This window comes from Phyllobacterium lublinensis, from assembly GCF_020164435.1.
Classification (GTDB): Bacteria; Pseudomonadota; Alphaproteobacteria; order Rhizobiales; family Rhizobiaceae; genus Phyllobacterium; species Phyllobacterium lublinensis.
The window spans coordinates 61,954-77,356 of sequence record NZ_JAIUDQ010000007.1 but is presented as its reverse complement, the minus strand read 5'-3'; the positions used below and the strand labels follow the sequence as shown (position 1 = coordinate 77,356).

The 15,403-nt window shown below is 56.9% G+C and carries 17 protein-coding genes and 1 tRNA gene; 9 read left to right on the top strand and 9 right to left on the bottom strand.

Translation table 11 applies throughout. The features are described 5' to 3' along the window. The first annotated feature begins 64 nt into the window (after positions 1-64). Positions 65-829, top strand: a complete 765-nt coding sequence (locus tag K9U38_RS11310; protein ID WP_224494432.1) for a HugZ family pyridoxamine 5'-phosphate oxidase — start codon at positions 65-67, stop codon at positions 827-829. Between the two features lie 11 nt (positions 830-840). Further along, entirely contained in the window at positions 841-1,683 is an 843-nt protein-coding gene (locus K9U38_RS11305) for a TrmH family RNA methyltransferase (RefSeq protein WP_224494431.1), read from the top strand. Here the strand turns inward: K9U38_RS11305 and K9U38_RS11300 are convergent. Both K9U38_RS11300 and K9U38_RS11295 read right to left on the bottom strand, forming a co-directional pair. After that, complete coding sequence (locus K9U38_RS11300) at positions 1,651-2,703, bottom strand: coiled-coil domain-containing protein (RefSeq protein WP_224494430.1); 1,053 nt, start codon at positions 2,701-2,703, stop codon at positions 1,651-1,653. The genes K9U38_RS11305 and K9U38_RS11300 overlap by 33 nt on opposite strands. A 123-nt stretch (positions 2,704-2,826) precedes the next feature. Beyond that, positions 2,827-3,360 (bottom strand): DUF1134 domain-containing protein, encoded by a 534-nt coding sequence (locus K9U38_RS11295; protein ID WP_224494532.1) that lies wholly within the window; start codon positions 3,358-3,360, stop codon positions 2,827-2,829. A gap of 355 nt (positions 3,361-3,715) precedes the next feature. Between K9U38_RS11295 and chpT the strand changes: the two genes are divergently transcribed. The 3 genes from chpT (at position 3,716) to K9U38_RS11280 (ending at position 5,305) form a co-directional block, all read left to right on the top strand. After that, positions 3,716-4,345 (top strand): histidine phosphotransferase ChpT, encoded by a 630-nt coding sequence (chpT, locus tag K9U38_RS11290; protein ID WP_224494429.1) that lies wholly within the window; start codon positions 3,716-3,718, stop codon positions 4,343-4,345. 123 nt (positions 4,346-4,468) lie between these two features. After that, on the top strand, positions 4,469-4,825 hold the full coding sequence (locus tag K9U38_RS11285; protein ID WP_224494428.1) for a response regulator: 357 nt from the start codon (positions 4,469-4,471) through the stop codon (positions 4,823-4,825). 93 nt (positions 4,826-4,918) lie between these two features. Continuing rightward, positions 4,919-5,305 (top strand): cupin domain-containing protein, encoded by a 387-nt coding sequence (locus K9U38_RS11280; protein WP_224494427.1) that lies wholly within the window; start codon positions 4,919-4,921, stop codon positions 5,303-5,305. Between the two features lie 71 nt (positions 5,306-5,376). On the opposite strand, the gene ctrA is transcribed toward K9U38_RS11280, so the two are convergent. Next, a complete protein-coding gene (gene ctrA, locus K9U38_RS11275) occupies positions 5,377-6,078 on the bottom strand; it encodes a response regulator transcription factor CtrA (RefSeq protein ID WP_106714380.1) in 702 nt (233 codons plus the stop codon). A 478-nt stretch (positions 6,079-6,556) separates the two neighbouring features. Between ctrA and K9U38_RS11270 the strand changes: the two genes are divergently transcribed. Continuing rightward, positions 6,557-6,940: a flagellar export protein FliJ gene (locus tag K9U38_RS11270; RefSeq protein ID WP_224494426.1), complete on the top strand. Its 384-nt coding sequence runs from the start codon at positions 6,557-6,559 to the stop codon at positions 6,938-6,940. Between the two features lie 84 nt (positions 6,941-7,024). On the opposite strand, the gene K9U38_RS11265 is transcribed toward K9U38_RS11270, so the two are convergent. After that, positions 7,025-7,321, bottom strand: coding sequence for a GNAT family N-acetyltransferase (locus K9U38_RS11265; protein ID WP_224494425.1), 297 nt, complete (start codon positions 7,319-7,321; stop codon positions 7,025-7,027). Between the two features lie 80 nt (positions 7,322-7,401). Here K9U38_RS11265 and K9U38_RS11260 point away from each other — a divergent pair, with 80 nt between their 5' ends. Then, complete coding sequence (locus K9U38_RS11260) at positions 7,402-7,860, top strand: paraquat-inducible protein A (RefSeq protein ID WP_224494424.1); 459 nt, start codon at positions 7,402-7,404, stop codon at positions 7,858-7,860. Positions 7,861-7,911: 51 nt separating this feature from the next. Here the strand turns inward: K9U38_RS11260 and sciP are convergent, their stop codons facing one another. Continuing rightward, positions 7,912-8,187, bottom strand: a complete 276-nt coding sequence (gene sciP / locus K9U38_RS11255; protein WP_081816000.1) for a CtrA inhibitor SciP — start codon at positions 8,185-8,187, stop codon at positions 7,912-7,914. Positions 8,188-8,488: 301 nt separating this feature from the next. On the opposite strand from sciP, the gene mnmA reads away from it, so the two are divergent. Further along, the gene (gene mnmA / locus K9U38_RS11250) at positions 8,489-9,679 is read left to right on the top strand and encodes a tRNA 2-thiouridine(34) synthase MnmA (RefSeq protein WP_224494423.1); all 1,191 of its coding nucleotides are present in this window, start codon (positions 8,489-8,491) and stop codon (positions 9,677-9,679) included. A gap of 193 nt (positions 9,680-9,872) precedes the next feature. Here mnmA and K9U38_RS11245 read toward each other — a convergent pair whose 3' ends face one another. Both K9U38_RS11245 and K9U38_RS11240 read right to left on the bottom strand, forming a co-directional pair. Beyond that, positions 9,873-10,997, bottom strand: coding sequence for a DegT/DnrJ/EryC1/StrS family aminotransferase (locus K9U38_RS11245; RefSeq protein ID WP_224494531.1), 1,125 nt, complete (start codon positions 10,995-10,997; stop codon positions 9,873-9,875). Positions 10,998-11,227: 230 nt separating this feature from the next. Then, entirely contained in the window at positions 11,228-12,190 is a 963-nt protein-coding gene (locus K9U38_RS11240; RefSeq protein ID WP_224494530.1) for a Gfo/Idh/MocA family protein, read from the bottom strand. A 446-nt stretch (positions 12,191-12,636) separates the two neighbouring features. Between K9U38_RS11240 and K9U38_RS11235 the strand changes: the two genes are divergently transcribed. Then, a tRNA-Met gene (locus tag K9U38_RS11235) sits at positions 12,637-12,713 on the top strand. A 222-nt stretch (positions 12,714-12,935) separates the two neighbouring features. Here the strand turns inward: K9U38_RS11235 and K9U38_RS11230 are convergent. Further along, the gene (locus K9U38_RS11230; protein ID WP_224494422.1) at positions 12,936-13,562 is read right to left on the bottom strand and encodes a LysE family translocator; all 627 of its coding nucleotides are present in this window, start codon (positions 13,560-13,562) and stop codon (positions 12,936-12,938) included. A 2-nt stretch (positions 13,563-13,564) separates the two neighbouring features. Then, on the bottom strand, positions 13,565-14,689 hold the full coding sequence (locus tag K9U38_RS11225) for a radical SAM protein (protein ID WP_224494421.1): 1,125 nt from the start codon (positions 14,687-14,689) through the stop codon (positions 13,565-13,567). Between the last annotated feature and the right edge of the window lie 714 nt (positions 14,690-15,403).

Below are 15,403 nucleotides of genomic sequence, written 5' to 3'. Positions count from 1 at the left end.
ATCCCTTGTTCCCCTTTCGCTAACGAACTATCAATCGGTTGTTCGCTGACATGAGGGGCCCGCTTTGACAGAAAATATTGACGTCTTCCGTGACATTGATGATGGAGCAATACGCCTTGCGCGTACATTGCTGCGCTCGGCTCGCCACGCGGTCATAGCAACTCTCGACCCTGCATCCGGCGACCCGATCGCCACGCGCGTTGGATTTGCCACGGACCATGATGGCACTCCCATCATTCTGGTTTCTGCTCTGGCTGCCCACACGCCGGCGCTTCTGGCAGACCCGCGCTGTTCGCTGCTGGTCGGCGAACCGGGCAAGGGCGACCCTCTTGCCTCGCCGCGCATGACCATTTCGGCCAGGGCACGCGAAATACCTCGCAATACGTCGGACCATGCGCGCGTCGAATGGCGATACCGGTCACACCTGCCGAAATCCAAGCTCTATGTCAGCCTTGGCGATTTCCTGTTTTTCCGGCTCGAGCCCAAGAACGCCCGGCTGAATGGGGGATTTGGCCGTGCCTATCAATTGGATGCGTCCGAATGGCTCAGTCTCTATCCTGTCAACGAGGAACTGGCAGTTGCGGAGCGAGGCGCAGTCGAGCACATGAACGAGGATCACTCCGAAGCTATTGCGCTGTATGCCCGCTTCTACGCCCAGGCGGCGGATGGCAACTGGCGCATGACGGGCATCGATGCCGATGGCTTCGATCTGGCCGAGGGTGACAATGCCTTGCGCATCTTCTTCAAGGAGCCGCTCACCTCAGCCAAGGACATGCACATGACGCTTGTTCGCATGGCTGGTGAGGCCAGAGCCGGATTGGAATCCTAACAGACATCATTATGACATCGGTTGCGCACAACCCCGACTGGCTGGAGCATCGCATCACCCGGATCGTCGACGCCGACGATGAGCGGCTTGCACCCTACCGCAACGTACGCGAACGCGACCTGGTGGGACGTGAGGGCCGGTTCATCGCCGAGGGCAAGGTCGTTCTGAATGTCCTGTTGTCCAATCCGGCCCTCGTCGTAGAATCGCTGCTCATCCTGGAGAATCGGCTTGCTGGACTTCGCGACCAGCTGAAAGCCTGTCGGGATGACATTCCGGTATACTGCGTTTCGCGCCAGACTATGGATGCCATTGCGGGTTTTCCGATGCACCGAGGTATTTTGGCAGTCGGCAGGCGCAGTGAGCCGCCCTCCATCGATGCGCTGATCGATGCCTTGCCGGAACGGGCGCTGACTGTGGTTCTGTGCGGCATCTCCAATCACGACAATATGGGCTCGATCTTTCGCAACGCTGCTGCATTCGAGGCGAATTGTGTCCTGATGGACGAGTCCAGTTGCGATCCGCTCTACCGCAAATCGATCCGGGTTTCTGTCGGGGCGGCACTCAAAGTGCCTTTCGCGCGCGGGCACTCGATCGAGGAAATAGTCGGCAAGTTGCAAAGCTGCGGGTTCGAAGTGTTCGCCCTCAGTCCGTCGGGCACGACTGCCATCTATGATGCAGCCCTCGCGCCGCGGACGGCACTGCTGCTCGGCACGGAAGGTGAAGGGCTGCCAAAGTCGCTGCTGCAAAAATTGCAAACTGTATCCATCCCGATGTCGAGAAGTTTCGACAGTCTCAATGTGGCGACGGCGTCGGGCATAGCCCTATCCAGGTTCAGCCGTTTTTCTGGCATTTGAGGCCGCGGCCTGCAGCGCACGGATTCGCTCGGCGAGGCTGACGATCACTTCACCATTTTCGTCATAGACCGCAGACGTCTCGCCCCCCGCCTTGGCCAACAGATCGTTCACCGGGGATGACGGCCCCTCCAGCCGCGCAACCATGGCCACCACCTGCGATGCGAGTGCGTTCATCTCCTCACGCAGGCGGATGATCTCCTGCGATTGGAGCAGCGCTTCCTTTCCGCGCGGCGGCTCCAGAAACGAAGAGCCCTGCTTTCGGCCGTCCGCCAGTACCTTGCGCAATCGCTCATTGATCCGGTCGATTTCCTTCTCACGACGCGAGAGTCTCGCCTCGCTGTCTGACAGTTGCCTGAGCAGCGCGCTCGAACGCTTTTCCAGTTCGGCGCTGCGTTTCACCTCCTGTTCCAGGGCATGCTGGCTCGCCTTCAGGTCGGTCTCAGCCTTGCGCCTGCGTTCATCACTATCGCGCTTGTCCTGCCGCGCTTCCCGCAGTTCGTCTGCCAGATTCTCGATACGGGTCGACTGAGCGGCGACTTCGATCTGCAGGCTATCCGCGTTCATTGCAAGGCTGGACATCCTGCGATGCAGGAGTTCCAGTTCTGCCAGGCGCTGTTCGAGCGTACGTTCGTGGCCAACGATCACCTTGGCCGCCTTTCCCAGTTCACTGTCCCGGTTGACAAGGGTAGAACGCAGATCTGTCACCGTCGCATCGCGGGCAGCCAAATCCCCTGTCAGATTGCGCACCGTACGATCTTTCTCGCTCAGTTCGGCCAGTTGCCGGGCGGATTTCTCGCTGACTTTTTCCAGGCTCAGTTCAAGCTTGCGTTCGGCAATGGCGTGCTCTGCGCGCAAACCGTCGCGCTGCGCCTGTATCTCGTTCAGGGTCAAAGGCGTCTCCGCTTCGACACGCTTGCGCGTGAGAAGCGTTGCCCTTCGCCAGATCGGAGGGGCAAAGAGCAGGGCCAGCAAGACAGCGCTCAGAAATCCGAAAGCAAAATAAAGCACAGACTGGATCAAGGCAGGAGTCCTGTTAGAGGTCTATCTCGGCATGTCTAGTGGAGCCACTCCTGCCTAGATAAACGCAAAGACGCGAACTGAACAGTCCGCGTCCTATCGAAGCACGAGCGTGGTATCGGTGGATCAGAATGGATTCCAGGTCGGCGATTGCGTCAACTTCAGATAACCGACATTGACACCGAGGCGTGCGCCAACGCCTGTCCTGATCGGGACGAGGAGGACCTGGTTGCGCTTGAGCACATTGAAGCCGACACCTGCAAAGAGATAGGCGGAGCCGGCAACACCGACGAAACGGCCATACAGGTTCTGCACATCGTCCAGGTTGTAGACGAGCATCATGACACGGGAACCCTGCCCGCCAAAATCCCAGCCGATCGACGGCCCCTGCCAGAACGTCTTATGGTCACCGGCATTTTTGGTATAGAGCGTTCCTTCGCCATAGGTCAGGCCGCCGATCAATGCGCCGGACCCCTCCTCACCCAGTACATAACCATTGGGCAGGCCGTAATTCTGGAACACCTTTTCGACGGCCGTGGCGAGCCCACCCGATGTTGATCCGAAAAACCGTTGGCCGGAATTCACGATCTCATCCATCGTATAGGTTTCTTGCGCGCTCGCCGTCTGCGCCTGCGCGACGACAAGCGACACAATGGTCATGAGGAGGAGAAAGCCACGGTTCAAAGACAAGAGTAGAGACGCCATCATAATTCCTTTTGGCTGTTCGCTTCTTTGTCTGACGCCTGTTGCAGATCTTGCGCCTGCTTTTCGTATTGAAGCTCTATTTAAGGCGGTAAACCTTGTATAAAAGTTTATGAATCGATCTTGGCATTTCAATGTCTGGCAATGATCGGCAAAAACGTAAGGATTTCAGCATTTTCACGCTTTAAGCATGACGTTCTTGCCGATCAGGATCAGGCTATGTAACCAAATGGATCGGATATCGAAGTGATTCGCGCCAGGTAGTGATTCGCGATACCCCGCGCCAACCAGAGAACTTTCAGGAGAATCCATCATGACATTGCCCGTTATTCTCTCGGCAACGGACCTTGGAGCGCTCCTCTCAAGCCGTATTTGCCACGACATCATTTCGCCGGTCGGCGCCATCAATAATGGGCTGGAACTCCTCGAGGAAGGTGGTGCCGACGAAGATGCCATGAACCTCATCAAGTCGAGCGCGCGGAGTGCTTCCGCCCGTCTGCAATTCGCGCGAATTGCCTTCGGTGCTGCCGGCTCGGCCGGTGTCCAGATCGACACGGGCGATGCGCAGAACGTTGCGAACGAATATATGAAGGGAGAGAAGGCGGAACTGACATGGGAAGGACCCCGCGTTCTCCTGCCGAAGAACAAGGTGAAACTCCTCCTCAATCTCGTTCTGATTGCCAATGCGGCGTTGCCCCGCGGCGGTAGCCTTTCTTTGGTGCTCGAAACACCCGATACACAACCTCGCTTCGTTCTGACATCACGCGGACCAATGTTGCGTGTGCCGCCGAAATTCCTTGAACTGCACAGTGGCAAGGTTCCCGAAGAACCCATCGATGCCCATGCCGTACAGCCCTATTACACCCTTCTCCTCGCTCAGGAGGCCGGCATGACCATTTCGATTCACGCCACGCCGGAAGAGATTGTCTTCACCGCCGCGTGAACTCCTCCTAAAAGTTGCACTAAAATTTACCATCAACCTTGGGTATTTGTTCACCCAAGGCCTGCTAGTGTCCGATCCCAGCACAAATTGGGCCAACGCGGAGAGCAACCTTTGTTACGGTGCATGATTGTTGATGGATCGCCTGTGGTCAGGAAGGTTGCGCGCCGGCTCATCGCCAGCGATACCACCGTTGTGACCACGGCGGATACCGGCTATCAGACCGTCGCCGCCTGCAGTGTCGAAATGCCCGATGTGATCATTCTCGACAGCGCCCTGACCGATATGCCGGCTCCCGACATCATTGCCCAGGTTCGTGCCCTCCCGGGCGGCGAGACCAGCAAGATCTATCTCTGCCTGCCCGAAATCGACGTGACGAAGATCATGCGCGCCAAGCGGGCCGGCGCCGCGGGGTATCTTCTGAAGCCGTTCAACCGTGCTTCCATTGCCGAAATATTGCCGCAGCTGCCGCTGGCTGGCTAGAGACAGCCGATTTAATCCGGCTCTTGCACAAACGTCCAATATCGCTTTGGGGATGGCTGCTACACCTCCCGGAAACATTCTGAGGAGTTGCAGATGCAGACAAACGAACCACAAACGCCCTACATCCCGATCAACTTTGCCGAGAAGTTTGAGCTTTTTTCAGAGCGATGGCTGCCCAAGGTCATCGCAGAGCTCAATGATTATCAATTCAAGCTTGCGCGAATCGAAGGCGAATTCATTTGGCATGACCATCCTGACACCGACGAAGCCTTCCTGGTCATCGAAGGCAACCTGCGGATCGATTTTCGCGATGGTTGCGTCCATCTGGCGGCCGGCGAAATGTTTGTGGTTCCACGCGGCGTCGAGCACGAGCCAGTTGCCGAAAAGGAAGTCAAATTGATGCTGATCGAGCCGCGCGGCGTGACCAACACCGGTCGTGTAGGCGGAGAGCGCACCGCACGGAACGACGTCTGGATTTGATGCATGCCATTGCGCATTAATAAAAAGGCCCCGCGTTGCGGAGCCTTTTTGAAGAGAAAGCTGCGCGCCGATCAGGCGATTTCGCGCATTTCCGTTGCATCGGGTTCACGCAGGACATAGCCGCGGCCCCAGACAGTTTCGATGTAGTTGATGCCGTCCGATGCCGAGTCGAGCTTCTTGCGCAACTTGCAGATGAAAACATCGATGATCTTGAGTTCGGGTTCGTCCATGCCGCCATAGAGGTGGTTGAGGAACATTTCCTTGGTGAGCGTCGTACCCTTGCGCAGGGAGAGCAGCTCAAGCATCTGGTATTCCTTGCCCGTCAGGTGAACGCGCTGGCCGCTGACTTCCACCGTCTTGGCGTCGAGATTGACAATCAGATCGCCGGTTGTGATGACCGACTGGGCATGGCCCTTCGAACGACGCACGATCGCATGGATACGGGCCACCAGTTCGTCCTTGTGGAAAGGCTTGGTCATGTAGTCGTCGGCGCCGAAGCCGAGACCGCGAACCTTGTCCTCGATTCCGGCCATGCCGGAGAGGATGAGGATCGGTGTTTTCACCTTCGACAGGCGCAGGGTCCTCAGGACTTCGTAACCCGACATGTCCGGCAGGTTGAGATCGAGAAGAATGATATCGTAGTCGTAGAGCTTGCCGAGATCGACACCCTCTTCGCCCAGATCCGTCGTATAAACATTGAAGCTTTCCGACTTGAGCATCAATTCGATGCTCTGGGCCGTTGCACTATCGTCTTCGATTAAAAGAACCCGCATATCATTCCCCTTTTCCCGCCGCTGAAATGGGTTGCCGTGCAATCCCGAAGTCAGGTCGCGAAACAAGCCGTTTCCATAACGTTAAGATTGCCACCGAATGGTTAACAAAATCTAATTCCGCTTTGCAAGTGCCTTTGACTCTTAAATTAAGGATCATTGGCACAGCATTGATTCATAAGGTCAAGTCGCCGGTCAAAAACCATCAGATTGAACATCAGGTTCCAGCCCTAAGCGATTCATTCGACTCGATAAATTCCCTGCCTAAAAACTTCAGGTTCGGATTTACCGAGCTTTAAGTCTTAAGGCGTATGATTAATGCTGAATGTAAAGGAAAGGTTACCAGAGAGGGCAGCCTTTAAGTTTTTGTTTCATTTTCCCGAAGTGATTCGGGTGAAATGGCGGCCGGAAGATCGTCAGCCAGGGTCTTGGCGGGATTTTGAGTACCGGCTTCATGTAAGGCGTTTAGGGGGTAAGACAGATGAAATCGCATGAAGGTTTGGTTCGGCTCAAACTCTTTCAGGTCAAGGAAAAACGCCGTCAGCTCGGCCAGCTCGACCTGATGATGGGCGAGTTTGAGCGCATGGCCGCCGAACTCGACGCACAGATTCTGTCGGAGGAAAAGAAGGCCGGCATCAACGACACCTCCCATTTCGCCTATCCGACTTTCGCCAAGGCCGCTCGCCAGCGCCGCGACAACCTGTTTGTCTCAATCCGCGATCTCAAGGCGCAGAAGGACGATGCAGAAGCAGCGCTCGCCGAGTCAGAAGCCGAACTCGCCAAGGCCGAAGCGCTTGAACAGCGCGACGGCAAGCCTCGCGACGAAGAAATGCCGGTCACCGACCGGCGCGCCATGATTGGCTAGCAGACAGTGACCCTCAGGCCGGTGAGCAGCGGAGGCGCGTGAAAACGCATCCGCTGTTCCACCTGTCGAGATTCAAGTGCATTTTCAACGTTGCTGTATCACATCCGCCCACTCGGCATGCCGAAGCGACTGGGCGCGCATGAACGGACACAGCGGAATGATCTTCCATCCCCCTGCCCGCGCATCCTCCACCGCATGCAGTGCCAGCGCCTGGCCAACACCCTGACCGCGCAAGGCATCGGGCACCGCCGTATGATCGACGATGATCAGATGCGGGCTCGCACGCGAAAAGGTCATCTCGGCCTCGTGGCCGGAGACGATCGCAACATAGCGCCCACCCTTATCCGTGGCCTCTTTCTCGATTTTGACTTCGCTGGTCATCGATCTGCTCCTTGACGCGTATGGCATAGTGCCTTCATGCATTAGCCTGGATCAGCTTACAAGGCACAGTGAACATCATCATGCCGGTGCGACTTTTCATTCCCCTCCTGCTATTCGTCGCCACATTTTCGCTGGCACTCGGCTTGACCATGCCGTTGATGAATGTCAGCAGGTTGTATTTCTTCGATGACAATCCATCCCTTCTTGGCATCATCGCCTCCCTCTGGACCGGCGGCGATTGGCTGCTCACGATCGTGGTCGTGCTGTTTTCGATCATTCTGCCGGTGACCAAGCTCGCTGTCGCGCAATTGGCGGCGGCACAGATCCCGGCCGCCAGGCAGATTCTGCACAGATGGGTTGTCGTCCTGTCAAAATGGTCAATGCTGGACGTGCTGCTTGTCGCGCTGGTGATATTCGGTGCAAAGACAAGCGGGCTCGCGACGGCCATCGCGCAACCGGGCCTTTGGTTCTTCACCGCATCGGCAATCCTTTCGGCCGTGGCGACGCACTTGATTGTCCGGGAAGAAACAACCGCGTAAGCGAAAGGGCTGACCCTGCGGCCAGCCCTTTCTTTGCATGCGCACCATCATCTAATGACGATATTGCTGTATCCGGGTCGTTCGAAGACCAGCCAGCCCATGATCGGAGATCGAGGACTGCCAGGACAGGAACTCCTCCACCGTCAAAGTATAGCGTTGGCAGGCTTCCTCAAGACTAAGAAGACCACCGCGTACAGCGGCAACCACCTCAGCCTTGCGGCGAATAACCCAACGCCGCGTATTTGCGGGTGGAAGATCGGCGATGGTCAGCGGGCTGCCATCCGGGCCGATTACATATTTTACTCTCGGTCGAACAAGATCGGTCATTGTACTCTCTACACTAAACTTCAAGACCTATCGCAGCAGACATTACAGGGAGGGCTTTAATAATTGCCTAAACCGTCAGTCATTCTCTGGTAACTTCGGTTAATGGATTGGCGGCGTTTTCATTAAACTTTGCACCAACTTCGGAAAATTCCGGGGCTTCGCCCGTCAAAGTGCCACTCCCCCTTCGGACACAGAAAAGCGCAACCTTTGCGACTCCCTGTTGGCAAGGCCGGGGCAATAACCTATATAGGCCCAATAACAGCACTGCGCCTTTATGCCGCTGCCAGAACCGGATCCGCCTATGACACTGAATAATCTCGATCTACCGGGAAAGCCGGAAGACACCCGTATAGTCGTTGCCATGTCGGGCGGCGTGGATTCTTCTGTCGTTGCCGGCATCCTCAAACGCCAGGGCTATGACGTCGTTGGCGTCACGCTGCAGCTCTATGATCACGGTGCATCCACCCACAGGGCCGGCTCCTGCTGTGCGGGTCAGGATATCGAGGACGCTCGCCGTGTTTCCGAACGTCTCGGCATTCCGCACTACGTGCTCGACTACGAGGCACGATTCCGCGAGGCCGTAATCGATCCCTTTGCGGCCAGCTATGTCAGTGGTGAGACGCCCATCCCTTGCGTTTCCTGTAACCAGACCGTCAAATTTGCCGACCTTCTGCAGACGGCTCGTGACCTCGGCGCAGATGCATTGGCGACAGGCCATTATATTCGCAGCCATGCCAATGGCGATCATCGTGCCCTTTACCGGCCCGTCGATACCGACAAGGACCAGAGCTATTTCCTCTTTGCCACCACGCAGGAGCAGATCGACTATCTGCGCTTCCCGCTCGGTGGCATGACAAAGGCGGAGACGCGCGCAATTGCCGAAGAGCTTGGCCTGACGGTCGCCAACAAGCAGGATAGCCAGGACATCTGCTTCGTGCCCCAGGGCAAATATTCCGACATCATCTCAAAGCTGAAGCCGGAAGCTGCCAATCCCGGCGATATCGTTCATATCGATGGCCGCGTGCTCGGACGCCATGAGGGTATCGTGCACTATACGATCGGCCAGCGCCGCGGCATTGGCGTTGCCACCGGCGATCCGCTCTATGTCGTTCATCTCGACGCGCAGAACGCGCGTGTCGTCGTCGGACCGCGCGAGGCGCTGGAAACCCGCAAGGTATATCTGCGCAACGTCAACTGGCTCGGTGACGGCTCGCTGTCGCATATTCCGGGAAGCGGTGTCGAGGTCTACGCAAAGGTTCGTTCAACCCGTCCGCCGCGGCCCGCCGTCCTGCATCATCAGGGTGGTGAGACCTGGGTCGAGCTTGTCGATGGCGAAAGCGGCATCGCGCCGGGCCAGGCCTGCGTGCTATATTCGGATGACAGCAATACAGCGCGCGTCTTCGGCGGTGGCTTCATTGGCCGTTCGGAGCGTGCTCCACAGGCCGAAGCCATGCTCAAGCGGCTGGCGCAACAGGGCCACGCCGCAGCCTAGGGACCTTATCTCTCCCCCTTGTAGGAGAGATAAGAATTTTCCTGGATTTAGCGTCTTTGCTAATCCTTGGAAAATCCAAGAGAGGGGGCAAAGGCAGATGCCAATCCCCCCTGACGATTTCTAGCACTTAGCTGGCGCTAAGATGCTGAAATCGCTTTCTCCCCCACGAGGGGGGATTGCCGGGTAACCAACCTCAAGCAGACTTCTCCTGAAACTCCCGGATAGTCCCGATGATGCGGTCCTGGTCAGCCGTGCTGAGATAGGGATGCATTGGCAGGCACAGGATATTCTTCGGCAAGGTCTCCGAGACAGGCAATCCGCCAGGTGCGCGCATGTAGCGCTCATAGGCCACCTGCAGGTGCAGCGGCTTCACGTAATAGATTACCGACGGAATGCCGTTTGCCTGCAAATGCGCCTTGAGCGCATCGCGGTTCTTGGTTTCGATCGCATACTGCGCCCAGGCCGAACGCGACCCTTCCGGCATGACCGCTACCTTGACCACATCCCTTAATCCGCTGGCATAACGTTTCGCCACCGCCTGGCGGGCTTCCATCTCATCTTCGAGAATGGCCAGCTTTTCGATGAGAATCGCAGCCTGTATCGTGTCGAGGCGTGAATTCAGCCCGATACGCACATTGTCATACTGGGTTTCACCCTTGCCGTGGAACAGTACAGACCGCAGGACTTCGGCGAGTGCACCATCATTGGTGAACATCGCGCCGCCGTCGCCATAGCAGCCGAGCGGCTTGGCCGGATAGAAGCTGGTTGCTGCCACATCGCCGAACGCACCGCACATGGCATTGTCGCGCTTGCCGCCGATGGACTGGGCGGCATCCTCGATCACGAACAGGCCTTCACGCGCCGCCACGGCCGAAAGCGACGTATAGTTGGCGGCAAGACCGAACAGGTCGACGGGAATGATCGCCTTTGGCTGCAGCCGGCCTTCGGCGCGCACGGCGGCGATTGCCGCCTCAAGCTGTTCCACGTTGATGTTGTAAGTGTCTGGGTCGACATCGATAAACACGGGCTCGGCGCCCGCGAGCGCGACCACTTCCGCCGTAGCGGCAAAGGTGAAGCTCGGGCAGAAGACAGCATCACCGGGGCCAATGCCCTTCGCCATCAGTGGCATCAGCAAGGCGTCGGTGCCGTTGGCGCAGGCAATCACGTGTTCGACGCCCACATAGTCGGCCAGGCGCTTCTCGAATTCCGCAACTTCCGGTCCGAGGATGTACTTGCCTTCACGCACAACCTTGGCAATTGCCGCATCGAGTTTGCCGCTAATCCGTTCACGCTGTGCGCCGAGATCGATGAAATGCATCATTGCTCCAATATTAAACATGCCAGCGATCTGCCGCGGGCAACCGGTCCGGCTCCTCTTTAAAAGGGCAGATCAAGGTCTGCCAGAGGTCCGTCATTCAAAGTTTGCCTCTGCTTGTAACAAGGCGTGGGCCTTGTACCAACGCTTTGCTCCAAGGGCAATGTCAATGCACACCGAATGTCTGGTTCAGTGTTGGGGCCGGCCGGGATACCCGGGATTCGGCAGCCGATTTACTTGGCGATATTGTGCGTGACAGTCCCCGCCGTCAGGATGCGCAGGACCCGGATCGCCTCTTCGCCGTCGGTCTTCGGCTGGACGCGCGTCCGGATGGCATCGATGAAGTTCTGCAATTCCCGGGTCAGCGGCATGCCCTGGGCGATCTTCACATAGGTCGGCTCTTCCGTCGTCGACGCCCACTGGCCATTGTCCTGCCAGATCGAATGCTTGTAGACGGCCAGTTTCCTGTCCCAGGTCTCCATGTCGTCGAAGACGGCCATGGCCTTGGTACCCACGACAGCGAGGCGCCGCTCGCGATAGGGATTGAGCCGCGAGGCGAAGAGATGCCCGCGGACATTGTTGGGAAAGCTCAGGTGCAGGTGCGCGAAATCGCTCAAATGGTCGAGCACCGCGGCACCCTCACCGCGCACCTCGAGCGGTTCGGTCCCGGTGATTGCCAGGATCATCGAAAGATCGTGCGGCGCGAGATCCCACAGCGCATCGTTTTCCGTGTGGAATTTGCCGAGGCCAAGCCTGTGCGAATGGATATAGCGGACCTTGCCGAGATCGCCGGACTTGACCAGCTCCAGCAGCTTCTCGAAGGCAGGATGAAACCGAAGGACATGGCCGACCATGAAGATCCGGCCATTGTCGTGCGCAGCCTTAACCGCGCGCTCCGCATCGGGCACGGTCAAGGCAATCGGCTTCTCGACCAGCACGTCCTTGCCGTTGGTTACAGCACGGATTGCCGTCTCCGCATGGAATTGCGGCGGCAGGGCCATGACGATGGCATCGACATCCGGATGGGTGAAAAGGTCTTCGACTTCGATATGCGCAACGCCCTGCTCTGCGGCGAATCCCGCGGCACGATCGCTGTTCTGATCGGCGACCGCATAAAGAGCACCGAGGCTCTTCAATGTACGGATATGATTGCTGCCCCAATAGCCGCAACCAAGCACTGCAATCCGTGGAGCCATATTTTCAGCGTTCTTCATGTCGGCATCCAATATCCGGACGGTGAAAAGATGACAAGCCTTCGATGCGTAGCATTTGCGTGTCGGGCACACCAGCCTGCGCCGCGGGCGGATTCGCCATGAGAGAAAGGAGGCTGGTCGCAAAACCCCAATTGACCTGACCGCTCCACGGGGCGCAGACTTCCCCCATGGTCAATCCCCCTTGAAACACGCGCAGCAGGTTTGGTAGGCCCGACAGGGCGCAGACTTCCCTCATGGTGAGCCCGTCGAACTACGCACAGCAATTCCGCAGCCAGAGGGACTCACACATTCAGATGCGATTGCGGCGCAAGATTGCTTGACAGCTTGTTTATCCCCACATATACCCCGCCCGTCCCTGTCGAAAAGATAGCGCGGCCTTCCGGTTCCTTTTGCAAGGCGCACCGTTCACGGATCGCGATGACACATGGGGCGAAGTAGCTCAGTAGGTTAGAGCAGAGGAATCATAATCCTTGTGTCGGGGGTTCGAATCCCTCCTTCGCTACCATTCCCTCCCCCAATTCCGGTTTTGGCCGGACGCGCGGAACTTAGCACCATACTGAAACGTAGTAGTGACGCTGTCACGTTGGTCCAAATCATGTTGGCCCTGTGCATAAGGAAAACCCCGCTGGATCGGCGTTCTATGCATTGATTCCAGATCATGCAAATCTTCAAGCGCTGCAAATGCAGTTGAAGCCTTTTGCATGCGGAAGGTGGCCCCGCCCCGCCATTAACCTCCCGTCGCAGTGTTGAAGAGCGCCCAGCAACCCATCGCCACGAAGACCGCTGCGAGAGCAGTGTTGACGACGTCAGCAAGACCACCTTTGGCTGCCAGCCATTTGATGCCGGTCCCGAACACTGCATAGATAACAAAGCAAAGAAGGGCAATAATGGCAAAGGCGGCGGTCATTGCGATTACAAGAGATGCGGAGTATTCATCTTTCGGAACAACCTGGGGGAACAGCGCAAGAAAGAACATGATAGCCTTCGGACTGAGAAGTGTTATCATGAAGACATCCGCAAAGTCCTTCCAATGACTCCTGCTTGTGTAAGGCGTTGCGTCCGAGGAGAATCGGAACGGGTTAGCCTTGTACAATCCTATACCTAGATAGATCAGGTATAACCCACCGGCAGCCATCATGAAGGTAAGCAACCTGTCGAGGCTTTGCGCAATGGCGCTAACGAGTGCAAGCGATAGTAGCACCTGCACGACCGAGGCGAAGACGTTTCCCATGGCTGCTGGAAGAGCTCTCGTTACGCCACGCCTTGCCCCTGCTGTCATGGCAAGGAGCATGATCGGTCCGGGGATAAAGCCTCCGACAAACACCGCAAGCGAATAGGTAATCCATTGATGCATCGTCACGCGGCTTCACCTCGCGGAACTCGCGATGCAAGGTATTTTTCGAACAGCACCTGATTGTCCCTCGAAACATCCGGGAAAAACTCATACCGCCGAACGACATCGAACTCTGAATCTTCGCGGTTCCAGCGCACAGCATTTACTTCGGAGAGGTAAAACATGATCTCGGCGTTGCGCAACTTTCCCTTGGCCGTCATGGCCAGTCCGCTTTCATCGGAGGAAAGGAGCTCAAGCGCCAGCAGCGCCTCCACCACGTCATCAAGTCGTCCGGGTGCACTTGACTGAGCTGCCTTCCGCTGGCGAAACACCGCATCGGATGGCTTGAACATCAAGGGGTATAGATTGATGGCGTCAATTTGTCGGATCGACGTGAGAACGCGCAAGGTTTTTTCGAAGGATTCGAGTGTTTCGCAAGGCAAGCCGGTTATGTACGCTGAGCCAATACTAGGGATGCCTTCTTCGGCTGCGATGTTGATGAGCTTTTTGAACCCATCGCACGAGGTATTGCCACGGCTGATGGACTTCAATACTTGAGCGTCCGTTGCTTCGAGATCGATGATCGCAGTCGTGAGGCCAAAGTCGCGAAGCACGCGCAAGCGCTTTCGGTAGCCATCGAGATCGTTGGCCATGTCTGGGTGAAATTCAAACTTCACCTCTGACAGAATTGACAGGTCAAATCGGGCCCGGAGACCGGCCAACAGGGCAGTCAAGCCGTCAATCGAAAGTGCCGAAGGTGTGCCGCCGCCAAACTGGATCGTTCGCGGCTGGATTTTTTGTTGAAACAGCTTGGTGTACGTTTCTAGTTCGGCAAGAACGCCTTCGATATAGAGTGCTTCCAAGCCGTTATCTGTGTTGCGCGGTATAATTTCCTTGTAGAAGTGGCAGAATGAACAGTTGACGTGGCAGAAGGGGACATGGATGTAGATGTCGACCTGGCCGTCGGGTTCTGCACCCAATGTTGCGGCGATCGCTGGCGAGAGAATCTCGGCAGGCGTCATGGCGCCTAGGGGATGATATAGCCCAGCGAGATAATATTCTTCATCCCATCGACCAAGCCCCTTGCTGTCAAGAGTCTGGATATCAAATGACTTAAGAACACGTTTCGAATCGTCGATTGCAGTCATTGGTGCTCCGAAAAAGCGATGAAGGATTGAAATATCCGGAAATGCGAACTTTTCGACCTGAGCCGCTGTTGTGGTTGAATGGTAGTCTGTTTGATTGATAAGCTTCCCCCCTCCCCAATACTCCCACATCTAAGCGTGGACACATGCTCGCTTGAGGTCAATTCAACGAAAGACCTATGACCAGCGGACAACGTGCGGGGCAATCTCACGGCGTTCCCGAGTGTTCCAATTTCAGATGTCCAACAACAGACAGTTCAAACTGGACACGCTTGCGAGGCGTCCGGCTTACAGCCACCCCAACTCATCTAACCCATTGTGATTAAGCCTTGAGCTAGCCGCACGTGTCGCCCGCCTCATTCACCGGGTGTAGTGTAAGCCGTTGGTTGCAGGGCGGCAGGTGACCTGGGGAGGCTACCAGTTCGTGCAACCCGCTTAGGGGAGTGCACTCATGCCCCCGTCGATTTTCACAATTCGTCTTTGATTGGTTTGACACCGGCAACGGACCCTTGACGCCGTTCGCGGTGCATCGGTCCTTGCCCTTTTGACGCGGGCGCGGGCGCAGCATGACTGCTGCCCTCGCCAATGGCGCGCAATTTTAGCGAACACGTGCCGGGGTTGTTCGGCACCATGATGGCGGTCGCCCCGGCAGTGCGAAGGGGAGGATGAAATGGCTATCAACTTGGCTCAAGGTAGGTCTGCTCCAACTGCTCGGTG